Raw genomic sequence first — 16,475 nt, 5'->3', positions numbered from 1 at the left:
CCCGACTGTGCACCGAGAGCGGAGCAACCCCATGGCACCCACCCTCACCCTCAAACCCGGCACCTCCTGGCCCGACGCGTGGCGGCGCTGCCTCTCCGTCGCGCCCGAGGCCTTCCGCGACGACCGGGTCCTCAACCTCTGGAACTCCGCCTGGCAGGCGGACGGCAGGGTCCTGCCCGCCGTCAGCCCGGTCGACGGCAGCCCCATCGCCGGCCCGCCGCGCCTGGACGGCTCCACCGCCCGCCGGGCCGTGCGCGCGGCCCTCGATCAGCACCGAGCCTGGCGGCACATCCCCCTGCCGGAGCGCAGGGCCCGCGTCGCCGCCACGCTCGACGCCCTCGCCGAACACCGCCGGCTGCTCGCGCTCCTGCTCGTCTGGGAGATCGGCAAGCCCTGGCGGCTCGCCCAGGCGGATGTCGACCGGGCCATCGACGGGGTCCGCTGGTACGTCGACGGCATCGAACCGATGGTCGCCGGCCGGGCCCCGCTGGACGGCCCGGTGTCCAACATCGCCAGCTGGAACTACCCGATGAGCGTGCTCGTTCACGCATTACTGGTACAGGCACTCGCAGGCAACGCGATCATCGCCAAGACCCCGACCGACGGCGGTGTCGCCTGCCTGACCCTGGCCAGTGCCCTCGCCGCACGGGAGGGGATCCCCGTGACCCTCGTCAGTGGCAGCGGAGGCGAGCTGTCCCAGGCGCTGCTGCGGGCGCCCGAGATCGGCTGCGTCTCCTTCGTCGGCGGCCGCGACACCGGCGCCGCGGTGGCCACGGCCGTCGCCGACCTCGGCAAACGACACATACTCGAACAGGAAGGACTCAACACCTGGGGCATCTGGAACCACTCGGACTGGGACGCGCTCACCGCGGTGATCCCCAAGCTCTTCGACTACGGCAAGCAGCGCTGCACGGCATACCCGCGCTTCGTCGTCCAGCGGCACCTGTTCGACGCGTTCCTGGCGGCGTACCTCCCGGCGGTCCGCGACGTCAGGGTCGGTCACCCGCTCGCCGTCGAGAAGCCCGACGACCCGTACGCCGAGCTGGACTTCGGGCCGGTGATCAACGCTGCCAAGGCGAAAGAGCTCCAGGACCAGGTCGCCGAGGCGATCGAGCGCGGAGCCGTGCCACTGCACAGAGGCAGCCCGGCCGACGCCCGCTTCCTGCCCGGCCAGGACACCTCGGCCTACGTCCAGCCGGTCACGCTCCTCAACCCGCCCTCGTCCTCTCCGCTGCACCACGCGGAGCCGTTCGGCCCGGTCGACACCATCGTCCTGGTCGACACGGAGGCGGAGCTGCTCGCCGCGATGAACGCCTCGAACGGCGCGCTCGTGGCCACGCTGTCCACCGACGACCGGGCCACCTATGAGCGACTCGCCCCGCACATCCGCGCCTTCAAGGTCGGCCACGGCCGGCCCCGCTCCCGAGGCGATCGCGACGAGCTCTTCGGCGGCCTCGGCGCGTCCTGGCGCGGCGCGTTCGTCGGCGGGGAGCTGCTGGTGCGCGCGGTGACGCGGGGACCGGCGGGGGAGCGGCTGCCGGGCAACTTCCCGGAGTACCAGCTCCTGCCGTGAGGAGGGACCCCCTCGGACTCAGCCGATGCCCTGCCGGTCCGGGCGCAGGGCGAACGCGCGGTCCGAGGGGGACGGTTCGGCCTGGTCGACCGCCTGGCGGAGAAGTTCGCGGTGGCGCAGCAGCGGCTCCCGCCGTTCCGCCGGGACGAGAAGGAGCAGGTCGTCCAGTCCGGCCAGCATGCGCCGGGAGACCTGCGGGCTCCCGATGGCGCACCCCCGTACCTCGGTGAACCCCAGATCCACCAGCTCGGTCCACCCCGGCACGGGCTGCACCAGCCGCACCGCACCGGCCCGGTCCCGGTGCAGCGCGGCGTCCAGCGGGCGTCGGCTCAGCGAGGCCAGGAACTGGATGATGCGGTCCAGCGCCTGGACGGCGGTCGTCGGATCGTTGATCGCGGACGAAAGGGCGCGCAGCGCGATGTCGGACAACTGGCGCAAACCGAAGCCGAGATCCTGGTGGTAGGTCCGCTCCACCCCGACCGAGGCCGTGTAGCGCAGCGCCCCGCGCGGCGGGGCCGGCCCGCCGTGGACGGCCAGCACGGGCGTACCGGGCACCACGAAGTCCCCGATCCTGGGGATCTGCCGCAATACGACCCCGTGTTTGCGCGCCACCCGCACCAAGCGCGCGATGTGCACGTCCCGCAGCACACCCGCCCGGCCCTCGTGCGGAACCCATGCGGTCGCGGGACCGAGGAGGGCGGGCTCGGGCCCGTCGGGTCCGCCCGCCGGCACGGGCATAGAGGCGGCCACCCGGAAGCACTCCGTGGCGATCCGTGCGATGACATGGCTGATCCGCATCAGCCGCAGGGTGGTGTTCACGTACAGCACGAAGAGGAACAGGCTCAGCGCGACCATGCAGAGCGTGAGGACCGACTGCACCAGCGGCACCGACGTCACGGCGCGGGGGTCGTCGGCGGTGTCGAAGGAGGTCAGCACCAGCAGGGTCAGCACGAAGGTCGCCAGGAACACCGCGAAGGTCGCCTTCGTGATCCGGCTGCGCACGAAGAGCCGCACCACGCGCGGGGTGAACTGCCCGCTCGCCATCTGCACGGCCACCAGCGAGATGCTGAAGACCACACCGATGAAGGTCATCATCGCCGAGCCGACCGCGGTCACGACGGCCTTCGCGTCCTCCGCGAACCGCAGCAGCTCGTCCAGCGTCTCGTAGTCGCCGTCCTCCTGGAGCGCGTCGACGATGACCGTGTCGAGGGCCTGCGCCCCCGCCCAGACCACGAAGACGCTCACCATGGCCAGGGTGGGAGCGAACCAGAACGTGTCCCGCAGATGCTCCCGTAGCGGCGACAGCGCACGAGGGCGGTGACCCCGAACCGGGCTCTGCGTAACCATCCAGTCACTCATGGTGCGACCCTAGGGGTATCGGGCCGCGAGGTCCCGGACCCCCGCCAGGCGGACGGAAACGCAGGTGAAGGGCACTCCGAAACCTTGGTATTGTTGTCCATGTCGCCGCGGGGAACACCCCTGGTCAGGCGGCAGACACCTTGTCCGGGTGGCGGAATGGCAGACGCGCTAGCTTGAGGTGCTAGTGCCCTTTATCGGGCGTGGGGGTTCAAGTCCCCCCTCGGACACAGACCAGCTCGGGCGGGTCGGGATATCTCCCGGCCCGCCCGAGCTGTTTGCTCACTCCCGGTATCCCCGCAACTTGCGGTACAGCGTCGCCCGGCCGATCCCCAGCGCGGCGGCCGCGCGTGCCTTGTTGCCGCCGTGGCGGCGCAGTGCCTCCAGGATCGCGGCGCGCTCGGCGTGCTCCATGGGGCTGAGGGGCCGAGCGGCCGGACCTTCGCGCACCGGGTCCGGGAGTTCGGCCCGGCGGACCGGGCCGGACATCCGCCGCTGCTCCGCCAGGGCCCGGACGACATGGGTCAGCTCGGTGATGTTCCCGGGCCACGGGTACAGCTCGAGCGCGCGCAGGGCGTCCAGGGTCCAGGTCAGCGGGGGCTGTCCGGGCGCCGGCCGGGGCGCGAGGACCGGCAGCAGTTCCCGGATGTCCTCGGCGCGTTCCCGCAGCGGGGGCAGGGTCACCGAGCGGGCGGACAGTTTGTCCAGCAGGCGCTGCAGGCAGGGGCCGACCGGCGCGCCGGGCGTGTAGGTGACCAGGACGCGGGCGTCAGGGCGCGTGTCGAGCAGGGAGTTGAGCGCGGCCACCCCCGGTTGTTCGAGGCGCTCGGCGTGCCGCAGCAGGAGCGGCCGGTCGGCCGGCCACGCGGTCAGGGCCCCGTCGAGCCCGGTGTCCCGCGCCGCGTCGGCGATCCGGACGGCGCCCTGGCCGAGCAACTCCCGGGCCAGCGCGGACTTGCCCGTTCCGCGCTCACCGGTCAGCAGCAGCGGCTCCGGGGAGCGCGCCAGTTCCGCCGCGCGGGCGACGGCGTGCCGCCAGGGCACCGAGGAACCGGTCAGGGTGACGGGCGGGCGCGGCGAGGCCGGCGCCGACGGTACGGGATCGCCGACCGGTTCCAGGACGGCGACGATCCCGAGGACCGTGCCGTCGTCCAGACGCGCGGGGGTGATCCGGGCGGTGTACCCGGCTGCCTCGGTCACCCCCGCCCCGCTCACACCGCCGTCTTCGAGCCGCCCGGTGAGCCCGCCGGGCCGGGCGGTCAGGGCGGGCAGGGCGGCCCCTTCCGTCTCACCCGCACCGCCCCCGAGTCGCGCGGTACGCCCGGCTTCCCAGGCGGATCCCTCCGTCCCGCCCGCGCCGTCCCCACGCCGTGCGCTCACCGCCGTGCGCTCCAGCGCCTCGAGCACCTCCGGGGTCAGCAACCGCTGCGCCGCGTCGCTGACCAGCCGGTTGCGGCCGTCCAGGGCGACCACGGCCAGGTCCGCGCCGCGTGTTCCGTCCGGCCCGGACGCCCGTAGGTACGCGTCCAGCAGCATCCGTTCGGCCCGGCCCGCCCGCGCGCGCAGTTCCGTCTCGACCGCGGCCGCGGCGGCCTCGGCGAGTGCCGCCTGCGGATGGGGCGCACGCGTGGCGCTCAGCCGTGACGCCACGGTCACCGTGCCGAGCGCCTGCGCATTCTCCGGGTCGCGCACGGGGACGCTGACCGCGGACACGTCCTGCCACCGGTCGAGGAAGTGCTCCGGCCCGTGCATCTCGGCCCGGCGCCGGGTGCGCAGGGCGAGGGCCGCGCTGTTGTCCCCGACCTCCTGCTCCGACAGAACGGGGCACGTCTCGAGCCCGGGCACGCTCCCCGTCGTCCAGAGCACGCGCAGCCGCTCGTCGGTGAGGACGAGGAGCGACCTGCCCGCGCCCAGGGCGGGGGCGATCCGTTCGAGCACCGGGCGGGCGGCGCCGAGCAGGGCCGACTCCGGCGGTCGCACCGGACGGGCCGCCGGCTCCTTCAAGTCGTGCGGCACCCCGAAGAACCGCGCCCGTCGCCAGGCCGCGGCGATCTCCTCCGGTACGCCGTCGGGCAACGGGCGCCCCGTCAGGAAGCGTTCACGGGCGTCATACAGCGAGGAGAGGGCGGTGGCGGCGGGGATGTGCTCTGTGGTGGTCACGACATGTCCACCGTATCGGGTTCCGTTGAACGGACAACCACTGCCGTGTCCGGAACGTCCGGCGCGCACGCTGTCTCGTAATGAGACACCCGTCTCCCGCCGATCCCCTCCATGATCATGAATGGCCGAAGTCCGATTCCCCCCGCAGGAGCGCCCCGTGTCCACCGTCGTCGAGACCGACGTCCTGATCGTGGGCAGCGGCCCGGCCGGTGCCTCGGCCGCGCTCGCCCTGAGCACCTACGGCGTGCCCAACCTCGTGGTGACCCGCTACGCGAGCCTCGCCGACACGCCCCGCGCGCACATCACCAACCAGCGCACCATGGAGGTGCTGCGCGACCTCGGCGTGGAGCAGGAGGTCATCGAGCAGGCGACCCCGCAGCACCTGATGGGCAACACGACGTTCTGCACCAGCCTGGCGGGCGAGGAACTGGGCCGGGTGCGCTCCTGGGGCAACGACCCGCTCGTCCAGGCGGAACACGAACTCGCCAGCCCCACCCGCATGTGCGACATGCCGCAGCACCTCATGGAGCCGGTCCTCGTGAACGCGGCCGTCGCCCGTGGCACCCGGCTGCGCTTCGAGACCGAGTACCTGTCCCACACCCAGGACGCGGACGGCGTCACGGCCACCGTCCGCGACCGGCTGCGCGGGGACACCTACGAGATCCGCGCCAAGTACCTGATCGGCGCCGACGGCGGACGGTCGAAGGTCGCCGCGGACGCCGGGCTGCCGATGGGCGGCCAGATGGGCGTGGCCGGCAGTGTCAACATCGTCTTCGAGGCGGACCTGACCAAGTACACCGCCCACCGTCCGTCCACCCTCTACTGGGTCCTCGCGCCCGGCGCGACGGTCGGCGGCATCGGCGCGGGCCTGGTGCGCTGCGTCCGGCCCTGGAACGAGTGGCTGATCGTGTGGGGCTACGACGTCACCGCGGGCGCCCCGGATCTGACCACCGCGTACGCGGAATCCGTCGTCCGCAAGCTCGTCGGCGACGACGACATCCCCGTGACCGTCAAGTCGTCCTCCGCCTGGACGGTCAACGAGATGTACGCGGAGAGGTACGCCAACGGCCGCGTCTTCTGCGCCGGCGACGCCGTGCACCGCCACCCGCCGTCCAACGGCCTCGGCTCCAACACCTCCATCCAGGACGCCTACAACCTGGCCTGGAAGCTCAAGCTCGTCCTCGACGGCGCCGCCGCACCCGCCCTGCTCGACTCCTACACCGCCGAGCGCGCCCCGGTCGGGCGGCAGATCGTCACCCGCGCCAACCAGTCCATCCGCGAGACCGCCCCGGTCTTCGAGGCCCTCGACGGGCTCTCCCCGCAGACCCCCGAGCAGCTCTGGGCCAACATCGCCGCCCGCAAGGACCCCACCGAGGCGGCCGAGAAGCAGCGGGCCGAGCTGCGCGAGGCGATCGCCTTCAAGGTGTACGAGTTCAACGCGCACGGCGTCGACCTCAACCAGCGCTATCCCGCCGAGAGCTCCGCCGCGATCGTCCCGGACGGCACGCCCGACCCCGGCTTCGCCCGCGACCCCGAGCTGCACCACCAGCCGTCCTCCCGCCCCGGCGCCCGGCTCCCGCACGCCTGGATCACCTCCGGCACCCGCACGCTCTCCACCCTCGACACGGTCGGCCGGGGCCGCTTCACGCTGCTGACCGGCATCGGGGGAGAGGACTGGGTGCGCGCGGCCGAGACCCAGGACATCGAGATCGCCACCGTGGTGATCGGTCCCGGGCAGCAGTACGAGGACCCGTACGGCGACTGGGCGCGGCTGCGCGAGATCACGGACACCGGCGCCCTCCTCGTACGCCCCGACGGCTTCGTCGCCTTCCGGCACGCGTCCGTTGCTCCGGACGCCGGAGAACTGCTCGCGGACGCGCTGCGGCGGATCCTCGGTCACGCCTGAGAGCGCCATCATGGAAGCGGCGGACGCGATCAGGGAAGCAGCGGACGCCAACAGGGAAGAAGCCGACGTCGACGACGAGGAGCCGGGATGACCACCGACGCGACCGGGGCCGGCGTCACCGAGCAGGCCCTCGCCAGCCTCCGCGCGACCGCCGACCCGCGGCTGCGCGAGCTGCTCACCGGACTCGTCCGGCATCTGCACGACTTCGCGCGTGAGACCCGGCTCACGCAGGAGGAGTGGGAGCGGGCGATCGCCTTTCTGACGGCGACCGGGCAGGCCTGCACCGACACCCGGCAGGAGTTCATCCTGCTGTCGGACGTGCTCGGCCTGTCCATGCTCGTGGAGACCGTCCACGGTGACCGTGCACCCGGGGCCACCGAGTCGACCGTGCTGGGTCCCTTCCACATGACAGAGTCGCCGGTCCGTGAACTCGGCGACGACATCGACCTGGTGGGCGGCGGCGAGAAATGCGTGGTCAGCGGCCGGGTGCTGGCGCGGGACGGCACACCGCTGCCCGGCGCCGTCGTCGACGTCTGGCAGGCCGACGACAAGGGGTTCTACGACGTCCAGCAGCCCGGCGTCCAGCCCGCCGGCAACGGACGCGGGCTGTTCACCGCCGACGCCGAGGGCCGCTTCTGGTTCCGCACCTGCGTTCCGGCCGCGTACCCCATCCCCACCGACGGTCCGGTCGGCGGTCTGCTGCGCGCGACCGGACGGCACCCCTACCGTCCCGCGCACATCCACTTCATCGCCACGGCCGAGGGACACACGCCCGTCACCACCCACATCTTCGTGGCGGGCGGGGAGTACCTGGACACCGACGCGGTGTTCGCCGTGAAGCAGAGCCTGGTCCAGGACTTCGCCGAGACCGACGACCCCTCCCTGGCAGAGAAGTTCGGTGTGCCGAACCCGTTCCGGCTCGCCCGCTTCGACCTCGTCCTGGAGCATGCCGCATGACGTACCAGAGCGAGTTCTCGTACGAGACCCGGCCCGTACGTGTCGTCTTCCGGCCCGGCGCGGCCGTCACCGCGACCCCGGATGAGGCCGCACGCCTGGGCCTGCGGCGACTGCTCGTGGTGTGCGGCAGCAGGGGCGAATCAGTCGCCAGGGCGGTCGCGGACGCGCTGGGCGACTCCTGTGCGGGACTGCACGCCGAGGCCCGGATGCACGTGCCCGCCGAGGACGCCGACCGGGCCGTCGAGGTGGCGCGCGCGGCCAGGGCGGACGGGTGTGTCGCGGTCGGCGGCGGCTCCGCGATCGGGCTCGGCAAGGCCATCGCCCTGCGCACCGGGCTGCCGCTGATCGCCGTGCCGTCGACCTACGCTGGGTCCGAGATGACGCCCGTCTGGGGCCTGACCGAGCACGGCGCCAAGCGCACCGGCCGCGACCCGGTCGTCCAGCCCCGCAGCGTCGTCTACGACCCCCGGCTCACCCTCTCCTTGCCCGTGCCGCTGACCGTCACCAGCGGAGTCAACGCGCTCGCGCACGCCGTCGAGGCGCTGTACGCCCCGGACGCCTCGCCGTTGGTCTCGGTCATGGCCGAGGAGGGCGTACGGGCGATGGCCGGGGCGCTGCCGCACCTGGCCGCCGACCCTCGGGACCTGGACGCGCGCAGCCGGGCGCTGTACGCGGCGTGGCTGTGCGGCGCGTGCCTCGGCGCGACCACGATGGGGCTGCACCACAAGATGTGCCACGTGCTGGGCGGCACCTTCGGGCTGCCGCACGCCGAGACGCACACCGTGATGCTGCCGTACGCCCTGGCCTACAACGCCCCCGCCGCCCCACAGGCGTTGACCGTACTGGGGCGGGCCCTCGGCACGGACGACGTGCCGCGCGCCCTGTGGGAGCTGGCCGGACGCCTCGGCGCACCGCGCTCCCTCGCCGAACTCGGCCTCACGGAAGCCGACGTGGCACCGGCGGCGACTCGGGTCGCGGGCGAGCCGTACGCCAATCCGCGCCCGGTGACGGCGGACGGTGTCCGGGCCGTGCTGCGGGCGGCGTACGAGGGCGGACCGCCGGAGCCCGCCGTCTAGGCCGTGCCCTCTGCCGGCCGGAAACCCGGGTGCGGGCTGTCGGTGCCGTGGTGTGTCATCAGGGCATGGCGATTGTCTTGGGCGAGCCGGGAGCCGACGGTCTGAGCGAGACCGTCGGCGTGCTGCGGGAGTGGCAGTACGAGGGGGCGCCGACGCAACTGCATCCGGGCGACCTGGGCTGGTTCTGGCGGTCGGGCGCGGAAGCGACCGCGGCGGCGGTCCGGACCTGGAGCCGGGACGGACGGATCCTCGCCGTCGGGCTGCTGGACGGTCCCGGGCTGTTGCGGTTGACGATCGCGCCGGGCGCCCACGGGGACGAGGAGCTGGCGCGGCAGCTGGTCGCGGACGTGACCGATCCGGAACGCGGCGTGCTGCCCGAGGGGAAGGTGAACGTCGAGGCGCCGACGGGTGCGCTGGTTCAGGACCTGCTGTGCGAGGAGGGCTGGCACACCGACGAGCCGTGGACCCCGCTGCGCCGCGACCTCACGGAGCCGGTGAACGACCCGGGCGTGCGGATCGAGGTGGTCGGGCCGGAGCGGGCGGGGGTGCGGACCGCCGTGCAGCGGGCGTCTTTTGACGGGTCGACGTTCAGGGACGAGCACTGGCACGCGATGGCGGCCGGAGTGCCGTACGCCGACGCCCGGTGTCTGGTCGCCTACGACGACCGGGGCAACGCGGTGGCGGCGGTCACGGTGTGGTCGGCCGGCCCGGGGAGGCCCGGGCTGCTCGAACCGATGGGCGTGCACCGGGAACATCGCGGTCAGGGCTACGGCAAGGCGATCACCGTCGCCGCGGCGGCCGCACTCCAGGCGCTGGGCTCTTCGAGCGCGCTCGTCTGCACCCCGAGCTCCAATGCGGGCGCCGTCGCCACCTACAAGGCGGCCGGCTTCCGGCAACGCCCCGAGGTCCGGGACCGATACCGGCCCGCCTAGGCCTGTCCGGGAAGGCCCCCGGAACTCCACCCGCCCGGCGTGACGTCTTGGATCTTGTCACCACAGATCCACCCGGAGGTCGGCCCTGTACGGCTTCACCTTGCTCGTGTCCCTCCTGGCGTAGTACTCGCCGGACTTCGCCGACGAGAAGCCCCTGGCTCGCGGACAGAAGGTGACCGCAAGAGTTCCTACGGTCGAGGCATGACGCAGACGCAGAAGATTCTTGTCACCGGTGCCACCGGAACCGTCGGCCGCCAGGTGGTCGCCGAACTGCTCGCCCGGGGCCACGCGGTCCGCGCCCTCACGCGTGACGCCGGGAAGGCCGCCTTCCCGGCCGGGGTCGAGGTCGTCGAGGGCGACCTGAACGACCCCGGCAGCCTGGCCCCCGCCCTGGAGGGGATCACCGGACTCCACCTGATCACCTTCGCCGGAGCCGCCTTCACCCCGCTGGAGACCGGCCCCCGGATCCTGGAACTGGCCCGCTCGGCCGGTGTCCGCCGGATCACCGTGCTGCACGGCGGCGGGCCCACCCCGTTGGAGGACGCGGTGCGCGGCGACGACGGAGTGAGCTGGACCGTGCTCATGCCCGTCGAGTTCATGGCCAACGCCCTGGAGTGGGCGGACGGGATCCAGGCCGCCGGCGAGGTACGGGAGCCGTTCGTCGCACGGCTGAGTGCCATGGTCCACGAGGGAGACATCGGCGCCGTCGCCGCGGTCGCGCTCACGGAGGAGGGCCACGCGGGCCAGGAGTACGTGATCACCGGCCCCGAAGTGCTCACCGTCGGCGACAAGGTGGCGGCCGTCGCCGCCGCAGCCGGCCGGGAGATCGCCCTGGTCGAACTGACCGAGGAGCAGGCCGTCGCCCAGTGGCGGGCGGCGTACCTCCCCGAGGACGTGATCGGCTTCCTCCTCGAGGCGTACGGGAACACCCCCGAGGTGGGCCGTACGGTGTCCGGCACCGTCGAGAAGGTCACCGGCCGCCCGGCCCGTACCTTCGCCCAGTGGGCCGGCGAACACGCGGACGTTTTCCGGAAACGGGCCTGACTGTCTCGTCCTGACTGTCTCGTATTGAGACACCCGTCCCGGAGCCCGGTGCCGCAAGATCGACAAGGGGGGTGTGACCGCAACAGGGTGCGGCCGTCGTCGTGCGCTGAACCGCCGCGCCTACGGCCGTGCCACCTGATGAAAGGTGAACATCATGGCCCTCGCACTGCTCCGGCGCCGGCGGCACAAGGGCGCCTCCGCCGCGGCGGCGGGCCTCGCGCTCCCCCTTCCGTCCGGCGCGGGTGCCGTGGCCCGTGAGGTCGTGGACCCGATGGGCTCGCCCCTGGCGGCCGCGGACGTCACCGTCACCGCCCTGGACACCCACCGGGTGGCCGCCCGCGGGACGACCGACCCGTACGGCTACTTCCTCGCCGCGCTGCCGCCCGGCCGGTACAGCCTGATGGTCGCGGCGGAGGGCCTGCGGCCGCACCGCGAGACGATCGAGATCGGCACCGGCACCCCGACGCCCACCGAGCGGGTCTGGCTCCAGCCGGCCGAGGCGCTCCAGTTGCCGGCGCCCGGGACGTGGCTCTTCGATCCGCCGCACACCGCGATCCGGTTCATCGCCAAGCACGTCGGCATGGCGAACGTCCACGGCCGATTCGAACGCTTCGACGGCGGGATCATGATCTCCCAGGACATGACCGACTCCCGGGTGTCCGTCCGCATCGACGCCTCCAGCATCACCACCGGCAACACCACCCGCGACAACCATCTGCGGTCCGCCGACTTCCTCGACGTCGAACGCTTCCCGTACATCGACTTCAACAGCACCCGCTTCGCCTATCGCGGCGGCAGCAAGTGGTCACTGCTGGGCTCCCTCACGATGCACGGCGTGAGCCGCTCCGTCTCGCTCGACACGACGTATCTCGGCACGGTGAACGGCGGCTACGGGCAGGAGCTGCGCTGCGCGGCCCTGGCGACGGCGGAACTGCACCGCGAGGACTACACGCTCAACTGGCGCACCATGCTGGCCCGGGGCATCGCGGTGGTCGGGCCGACGGTCCAACTGGAGCTGGACGTCCAGGCGATGTACCGGACCCACGACACCCCGACCCCGCCGGAATAATCCCTGGCCCGATTCCACCCGCCCTCCCTACACTCACGGAGTACCCGGCGCCGCCCACGACGTGAGCGGCGCGCGCCGTTGTGACGACCGAAGGGAGACCGCCATGCGTGACCACACCGCTGTCGCCGTCTCCCTGCCGCGCTACGAGGTGATCCTCGTGTCCTCGTCGCTCCGGTGCCCGCTGCGCGGCGGACGCCGGATGACCGGGACGAACGCCTGAAGAGCGCCTGCTTCGGCTCGCTGACATAGCGTCGGCGAGCCGAAGCGGACGTGTGTCACCACACCTGCCTCGCCCGGAAATCGCGCTGCCCCTTTTCTGATCGCCTCGAAAGGCCATGGGCCGTGCGCATCAACCACAACCCGCTCGCCGTTGTCCGCAACCTCGGCATCCTCGCCCACGTCGACGCCGGCAAGACCACCGTCACCGAACGGATCCTGTTCGCCACCGGAACCACGCACAAGCGCGGCGAGGTCCACGACGGCACGACCGTCACGGACTTCGACCCGCAGGAGCGGGACCGGGGCATCACCATCTTCGCCGCGGCGGTGAGCTGCGCCTGGGACGGTCACCGGATCAATCTGATCGACACCCCGGGGCACGTCGACTTCGCCGACGAGGTGGAGCGTGCGCTGCGGGTGCTCGACGGTGCGGTGGCCGTGTTCGACGCGGTCGCCGGGGTGGAGCCGCAGAGCGAGTCGGTGTGGCGGCAGGCCGACCGGCACGGCGTACCGAGGATCGCGTTCGTCAACAAGATGGACCGCGCCGGTGCCGACCTCGACGCGGCCGTGGCGTCGATCCGGGAGCGGCTGCACCCGGCCCCGCTGGTCGTGCAGGTGCCGATCGGTGCGGAGGACACCTTCACCGGTGTCGTCGACCTCGTACGCCTGCGCGCGCTGCTGTGGAGCGACGGTGACACCCGTGAGGAGGCACCGGTGCCGGACGGCCTCCGGGACGAAGTCCTGGCACGCCGCCGGGCGCTGGAGGAAGCCGTGGCGGAACTCCATCCGGGCGCACTGGAGGAGTTCTGCGCCACGGGCAAGCTCGGCGAGCGGACCCTCTCCTCGGCGCTGCGGGACCTGACCCGGGACGGCGACGGCGTGGTCGTGCTGTGCGGCTCCGCGTACCGCAACCGCGGTGTGGAGCCGCTGCTCGACGCGGTCGTGGCCTATCTGCCGTCGCCGCTTGACGTGCCGCCGGTCCAAGGCACCGACGACGGCGAGGAACAGGAGCGGCCCGCCGACCCGGCCGCGCCGTCTGCCGCCCTCGCCTTCAAGGTGCACGCCACCCCGACGGGACGGCTGACCTACCTGCGGATCTACTCGGGAACGATCGAGAAGGGAGACACCCTGTGGGACGCGAGCGCGCGGCGCACCGAGCGGATCGGCCGGATCCTGCGCGTCCAGGCCGACCGGCACGCACCGCTGGACCGGGCGGTCGCCGGTGACATCGTCGCGGTCGTCGGGCTGAAGTCCGCCCGCGCCGGCTCGACCCTGTGCGCGCCGGACGCCCCGCTCGTCCTGGAGCCTCCGGGCGTGCCCGAGCCGGTGGTCTCGGTCGCGGTCGAGTCCCGCAGGACCGGCGACACCGACCGGCTGGCGTCGGGGCTCGCGCGGCTGACCGAGGAGGATCCCTCGCTGGTCGTGCGGACCGACCCGGAGACCGGCCAGACGGTGCTCTCGGGCATGGGTGAACTGCACCTGGAGGTGGCGGTGGAGAAGCTCCGGCGCGAGCTGGGCGCGGACGTCAACATCGGCCGCCCCAGGGTCAGTTACCGCGAGACGGTCGGCCGGGGCGTGACCGGACTGGTGTTCCGGCACGTCAAACAGGACGGCGGGGCGGGGCAGTTCGCCCATGTCGTCCTCGACGTGGAGCCGTACGACGGTGGCTTCGCCTTCCGCTCCGCCGTCGTCGGCGGGCGCGTGCCGCAGGAGTACGTCCGGGCGGTCGAGGCCGGCTGCCGCGACGCCCTCGCCGAAGGGCCGCTCGGCGGTCACCCGGTGACCGGGCTGCGCGTCACGCTCACCGACGGGGCGACCCATGTGAAGGACTCCTCGGACACGGCGTTCCGCACGGCCGGCCGCCTCGGCCTCCGCGAGGCCCTGCGCGCCTGCGCGATGGTCCTGCTGGAGCCGGTCGTCGAGGTCACGGTCACCGTGCCCGAGGACGCGGTGGGCGGTGTGCTCGGCGACCTCGCCGCCCGGCGCGGACGGGTGAGCGGCTCGGTCACCCGGGCGAGCGCGGCGGTCGTGACCGCCACTGTGCCGCTGGCCGAACTGTTCGGCTACGCGACCCGGTTGCGCAGCCGCACCCAGGGCCGGGGCACCTTCACGGCCCGGCCCACCGGCTATGCGTCGGCACCGGTCGCGACGCCGGTGCGGTAACGCTCGGTCAGGCCTGTCCCCTTCCTGTGCCGGAAGGGGACGGGCCGTTCCGGGGCGTGGAGAAGGCGGTTCGCCAAGCCGGCGCGGGTGGAACGCCACTGGGTGTTCACGTAGGCCGCAGCCACGTCATGGCCGACCCCTACGCCTGAACGGCGGCCGTCGTCGCGCTTTCCTCCGCTCCGACGCCCGGTACCGGACCGGTGAGGTCCGGGTCGCCGAACTCTGCGCGCAGTGCCTGGAAAGCGGTCACCTTGTCCGCACCGAAGCGGCGGACGTGGGCGGCGTATTCGTCGGGGGAGAGGAACACCGACGGCCTGGACTTGGTGTGGAACTTGTCCGCGTACATCACCAGCCTCTCCTCCTCCGACTGCGCCAGGTAGTCGGCGGGAGGCAGAGGCAGCTTCTGGCTCACGATGTCGTCCCGCGTCAGTCCCACTCCGGTGTGGTGGGAGCAGAAGCGGCAGAGGGGTTCGGGGAAGCCCTCCGCTTCGAGGATCTCGTGGCCGAGCAGGCCGTGCCGGATGTAGTTCGCGTGGTTTAGCCGTCCGTCGTCCCCGTAGAGGCGGTAGACGCCGATGTCGTGAAGGAGGCAGCCGGCGCGGACCAGTTCGGCGTCGAGGTGAGCGAGGTGGGGCGCGGAGAGGAGCTGTTCGGCGATTCCCCAGATGATCTCGCAGTGCGTGTGGACGAGCCTGAACGCTTCGGCGGAGGGCGCGTGCTTCTCGTGCAGCGCTTGGATCTCTGCGGGGCCCGGAATCCTCACCGGAGGAGCGTAACAACCGCCCTGCCCGCTTGGTCGGCCACTTCCCACGCCGCCTGTTTCACGCGATCGGGTGATGCCGCCCAGAAGTGGGCACGGGTCGGCTTCGCGGGCCGTTCGGGCTGGTGACGGGACTTCTCGTCCATCGACATCTGATGGCCGCTGACCGTGCCCGACTGCTCGGGTACGGGCGCAAGGCCGTGGTCCGGCTACTCGACGCCACGGGGATCGAGTAGCCGGTGGGGGGAGTCAGCGCAAGGCGGCCGGCCCGGGGACGAAGTCCGGATCCACCTGGGCCGCCAGGTCGACGCCCGTGCGGCCGTCCGCCCACGCGCGGGCGTTGCGCAGGTGGAACTCGACGGCGTGCCGGTGGAGTCGGTCCCAGTCGCGGGGGTGGGTGTCGACCGCCTCGCGGAGGACGTCGAGGGCGTGGCGGTTGTGGGGCTCCAGGGATGCCAGGGGGTCCGGGCCGGCCTCGGCGCGGCCCTGTTCGGCCGCGCGGACCCAGGGGGAGTGGACCAGGTGGGTCAGGAGGTCGTCCCCTACTTCTTCCTTGAGGAAGAGCAGGTCGTCCTCGGAGGTCACCTTGTTGCCGACCACGGCGACCCGGATGCCGAACTCGCGGGCGTGGTCGCGGTATTGGCGGTAGACCGAGACGCCCTTGCGGGTGGGTTCCGCCACCAGGAAGGTGATGTCGAAGCGGGTGAACAGGCCGGAGGCGAAGGCGTCCGCGCCCGCCGTCATGTCGACCACGACATATTCGCCGGGGCCGTCCAGCAGGTGACCGAGGTACAGCTCGACCGCGCCGAGCTTGGAGTGGTAGCAGGCCACGCCCAGATCGGACTCGTCGAACTCGCCCGTGACCATCAGGGGTACGCCGCCCGCGCGGCCGACGTGCCGGGCGTGCAGTTCGTCGTCGCCGAGCGGGCGCAGGAGGCGGGAGCCGCGGCCCGGGGGAGTGGTCTTGATCATCGCCTCGCGGGAAGGAACGCGGGGGTTCGTGCCGCGCAGGCAGTCCTTGATCGAGGACAGGTGGGCGCCCAGGGGAGGGGCGGACTGCTCCTGTCCGCCGAGCGCCTCCGCCAGGTGCTGGTTGATGTCGCCGTCGATGGCGAGGACCTGGGCGCCGGAGCGCGCCAAGTGGCGGGAGAAGAGTGCCGACAGCGTGGTCTTGCCGCTGCCGCCCTTGCCGACGAACGCGATCCTCACGGTCGCCCCAGCTTGTTGAAAATGGATGTCATGTGGATAGGTTTAGGGAGT

Annotated in this window: 12 protein-coding genes and 1 tRNA gene; 9 read left to right on the top strand and 4 right to left on the bottom strand. The window is 72.5% G+C overall.

All coding sequences use genetic code 11. From position 1 onward, the window contains the following. Positions 1–31: 31 nt before the first annotated feature. Positions 32–1,573 (top strand): aldehyde dehydrogenase family protein, encoded by a 1,542-nt coding sequence (locus ACFT32_RS07015; protein WP_382486607.1) that lies wholly within the window; start codon positions 32–34, stop codon positions 1,571–1,573. 18 nt (positions 1,574–1,591) lie between these two features. Here the strand turns inward: ACFT32_RS07015 and ACFT32_RS07010 are convergent, their stop codons facing one another. Next, a complete protein-coding gene (locus ACFT32_RS07010; protein ID WP_382486606.1) occupies positions 1,592–2,932 on the bottom strand; it encodes a DUF2254 domain-containing protein in 1,341 nt (446 codons plus the stop codon). Positions 2,933–3,074: 142 nt separating this feature from the next. On the opposite strand from ACFT32_RS07010, the gene ACFT32_RS07005 reads away from it, so the two are divergent. Beyond that, positions 3,075–3,159: transfer RNA gene (locus ACFT32_RS07005), tRNA-Leu, on the top strand. A 52-nt stretch (positions 3,160–3,211) separates the two neighbouring features. On the opposite strand, the gene ACFT32_RS07000 is transcribed toward ACFT32_RS07005, so the two are convergent. Further along, positions 3,212–5,089, bottom strand: a complete 1,878-nt coding sequence (locus tag ACFT32_RS07000) for a helix-turn-helix domain-containing protein (RefSeq protein ID WP_382486604.1) — start codon at positions 5,087–5,089, stop codon at positions 3,212–3,214. A 121-nt stretch (positions 5,090–5,210) separates the two neighbouring features. Between ACFT32_RS07000 and ACFT32_RS06995 the strand changes: the two genes are divergently transcribed. From ACFT32_RS06995 to fusA, 7 genes are all read left to right on the top strand, one after another. Next, positions 5,211–6,995 carry an FAD-dependent oxidoreductase gene (locus ACFT32_RS06995; RefSeq protein WP_382486602.1) on the top strand — a complete coding sequence of 595 codons (1,785 nt, stop codon included), beginning with the start codon at positions 5,211–5,213 and terminating at the stop codon, positions 6,993–6,995. Between the two features lie 87 nt (positions 6,996–7,082). Next, positions 7,083–7,952 carry an intradiol ring-cleavage dioxygenase gene (locus ACFT32_RS06990; RefSeq protein WP_382486600.1) on the top strand — a complete coding sequence of 290 codons (870 nt, stop codon included), beginning with the start codon at positions 7,083–7,085 and terminating at the stop codon, positions 7,950–7,952. Then, positions 7,949–9,028: a maleylacetate reductase gene (locus ACFT32_RS06985; RefSeq protein ID WP_382486598.1), complete on the top strand. Its 1,080-nt coding sequence runs from the start codon at positions 7,949–7,951 to the stop codon at positions 9,026–9,028. The genes ACFT32_RS06990 and ACFT32_RS06985 overlap by 4 nt, the downstream gene beginning before the upstream one ends. 65 nt (positions 9,029–9,093) lie before the next feature. Next, positions 9,094–9,960: a GNAT family N-acetyltransferase gene (locus ACFT32_RS06980; RefSeq protein WP_382486596.1), complete on the top strand. Its 867-nt coding sequence runs from the start codon at positions 9,094–9,096 to the stop codon at positions 9,958–9,960. A gap of 201 nt (positions 9,961–10,161) precedes the next feature. Next, positions 10,162–11,004: an NAD(P)H-binding protein gene (locus ACFT32_RS06975; protein WP_382486595.1), complete on the top strand. Its 843-nt coding sequence runs from the start codon at positions 10,162–10,164 to the stop codon at positions 11,002–11,004. 154 nt (positions 11,005–11,158) lie between these two features. Next, positions 11,159–12,073: a YceI family protein gene (locus ACFT32_RS06970; protein WP_382486593.1), complete on the top strand. Its 915-nt coding sequence runs from the start codon at positions 11,159–11,161 to the stop codon at positions 12,071–12,073. Between the two features lie 342 nt (positions 12,074–12,415). Further along, complete coding sequence (gene fusA / locus ACFT32_RS06965) at positions 12,416–14,455, top strand: elongation factor G (RefSeq protein ID WP_382486591.1); 2,040 nt, start codon at positions 12,416–12,418, stop codon at positions 14,453–14,455. A 139-nt stretch (positions 14,456–14,594) separates the two neighbouring features. Here the strand turns inward: fusA and ACFT32_RS06960 are convergent, their stop codons facing one another. Continuing rightward, on the bottom strand, positions 14,595–15,218 hold the full coding sequence (locus ACFT32_RS06960) for an HD domain-containing protein (protein ID WP_382486589.1): 624 nt from the start codon (positions 15,216–15,218) through the stop codon (positions 14,595–14,597). 246 nt (positions 15,219–15,464) lie between these two features. Continuing rightward, a complete protein-coding gene (locus tag ACFT32_RS06955; RefSeq protein ID WP_382486587.1) occupies positions 15,465–16,424 on the bottom strand; it encodes an AAA family ATPase in 960 nt (319 codons plus the stop codon). Between the last annotated feature and the right edge of the window lie 51 nt (positions 16,425–16,475).

Origin of the sequence: Streptomyces sp. NPDC057002, from assembly GCF_042673825.1 — a bacterium.
GTDB lineage: Bacteria > Actinomycetota > Actinomycetes > Streptomycetales > Streptomycetaceae > Streptomyces.
This window is presented reverse-complemented; position numbering and strand designations above follow the sequence as displayed.

Excerpts from the sequence above, each read along its gene's own strand:
- ACFT32_RS07015 (WP_382486607.1), top strand. The coding sequence starts at position 32 with ATGGCACCCACCCTCACCCTCAAACCCGGCACCTCCTGGCCCGACGCG.
- ACFT32_RS07010 (WP_382486606.1), bottom strand. The coding sequence starts at position 2,932 with ATGAGTGACTGGATGGTTACGCAGAGCCCGGTTCGGGGTCACCGCCCT.
- ACFT32_RS06995 (WP_382486602.1), top strand. The coding sequence starts at position 5,211 with ATGGCCGAAGTCCGATTCCCCCCGCAGGAGCGCCCCGTGTCCACCGTC.
- ACFT32_RS06990 (WP_382486600.1), top strand. The coding sequence starts at position 7,083 with ATGACCACCGACGCGACCGGGGCCGGCGTCACCGAGCAGGCCCTCGCC.
- ACFT32_RS06985 (WP_382486598.1), top strand. The coding sequence starts at position 7,949 with ATGACGTACCAGAGCGAGTTCTCGTACGAGACCCGGCCCGTACGTGTC.
- ACFT32_RS06980 (WP_382486596.1), top strand. The coding sequence starts at position 9,094 with ATGGCGATTGTCTTGGGCGAGCCGGGAGCCGACGGTCTGAGCGAGACC.
- ACFT32_RS06975 (WP_382486595.1), top strand. The coding sequence starts at position 10,162 with ATGACGCAGACGCAGAAGATTCTTGTCACCGGTGCCACCGGAACCGTC.
- ACFT32_RS06970 (WP_382486593.1), top strand. The coding sequence starts at position 11,159 with ATGGCCCTCGCACTGCTCCGGCGCCGGCGGCACAAGGGCGCCTCCGCC.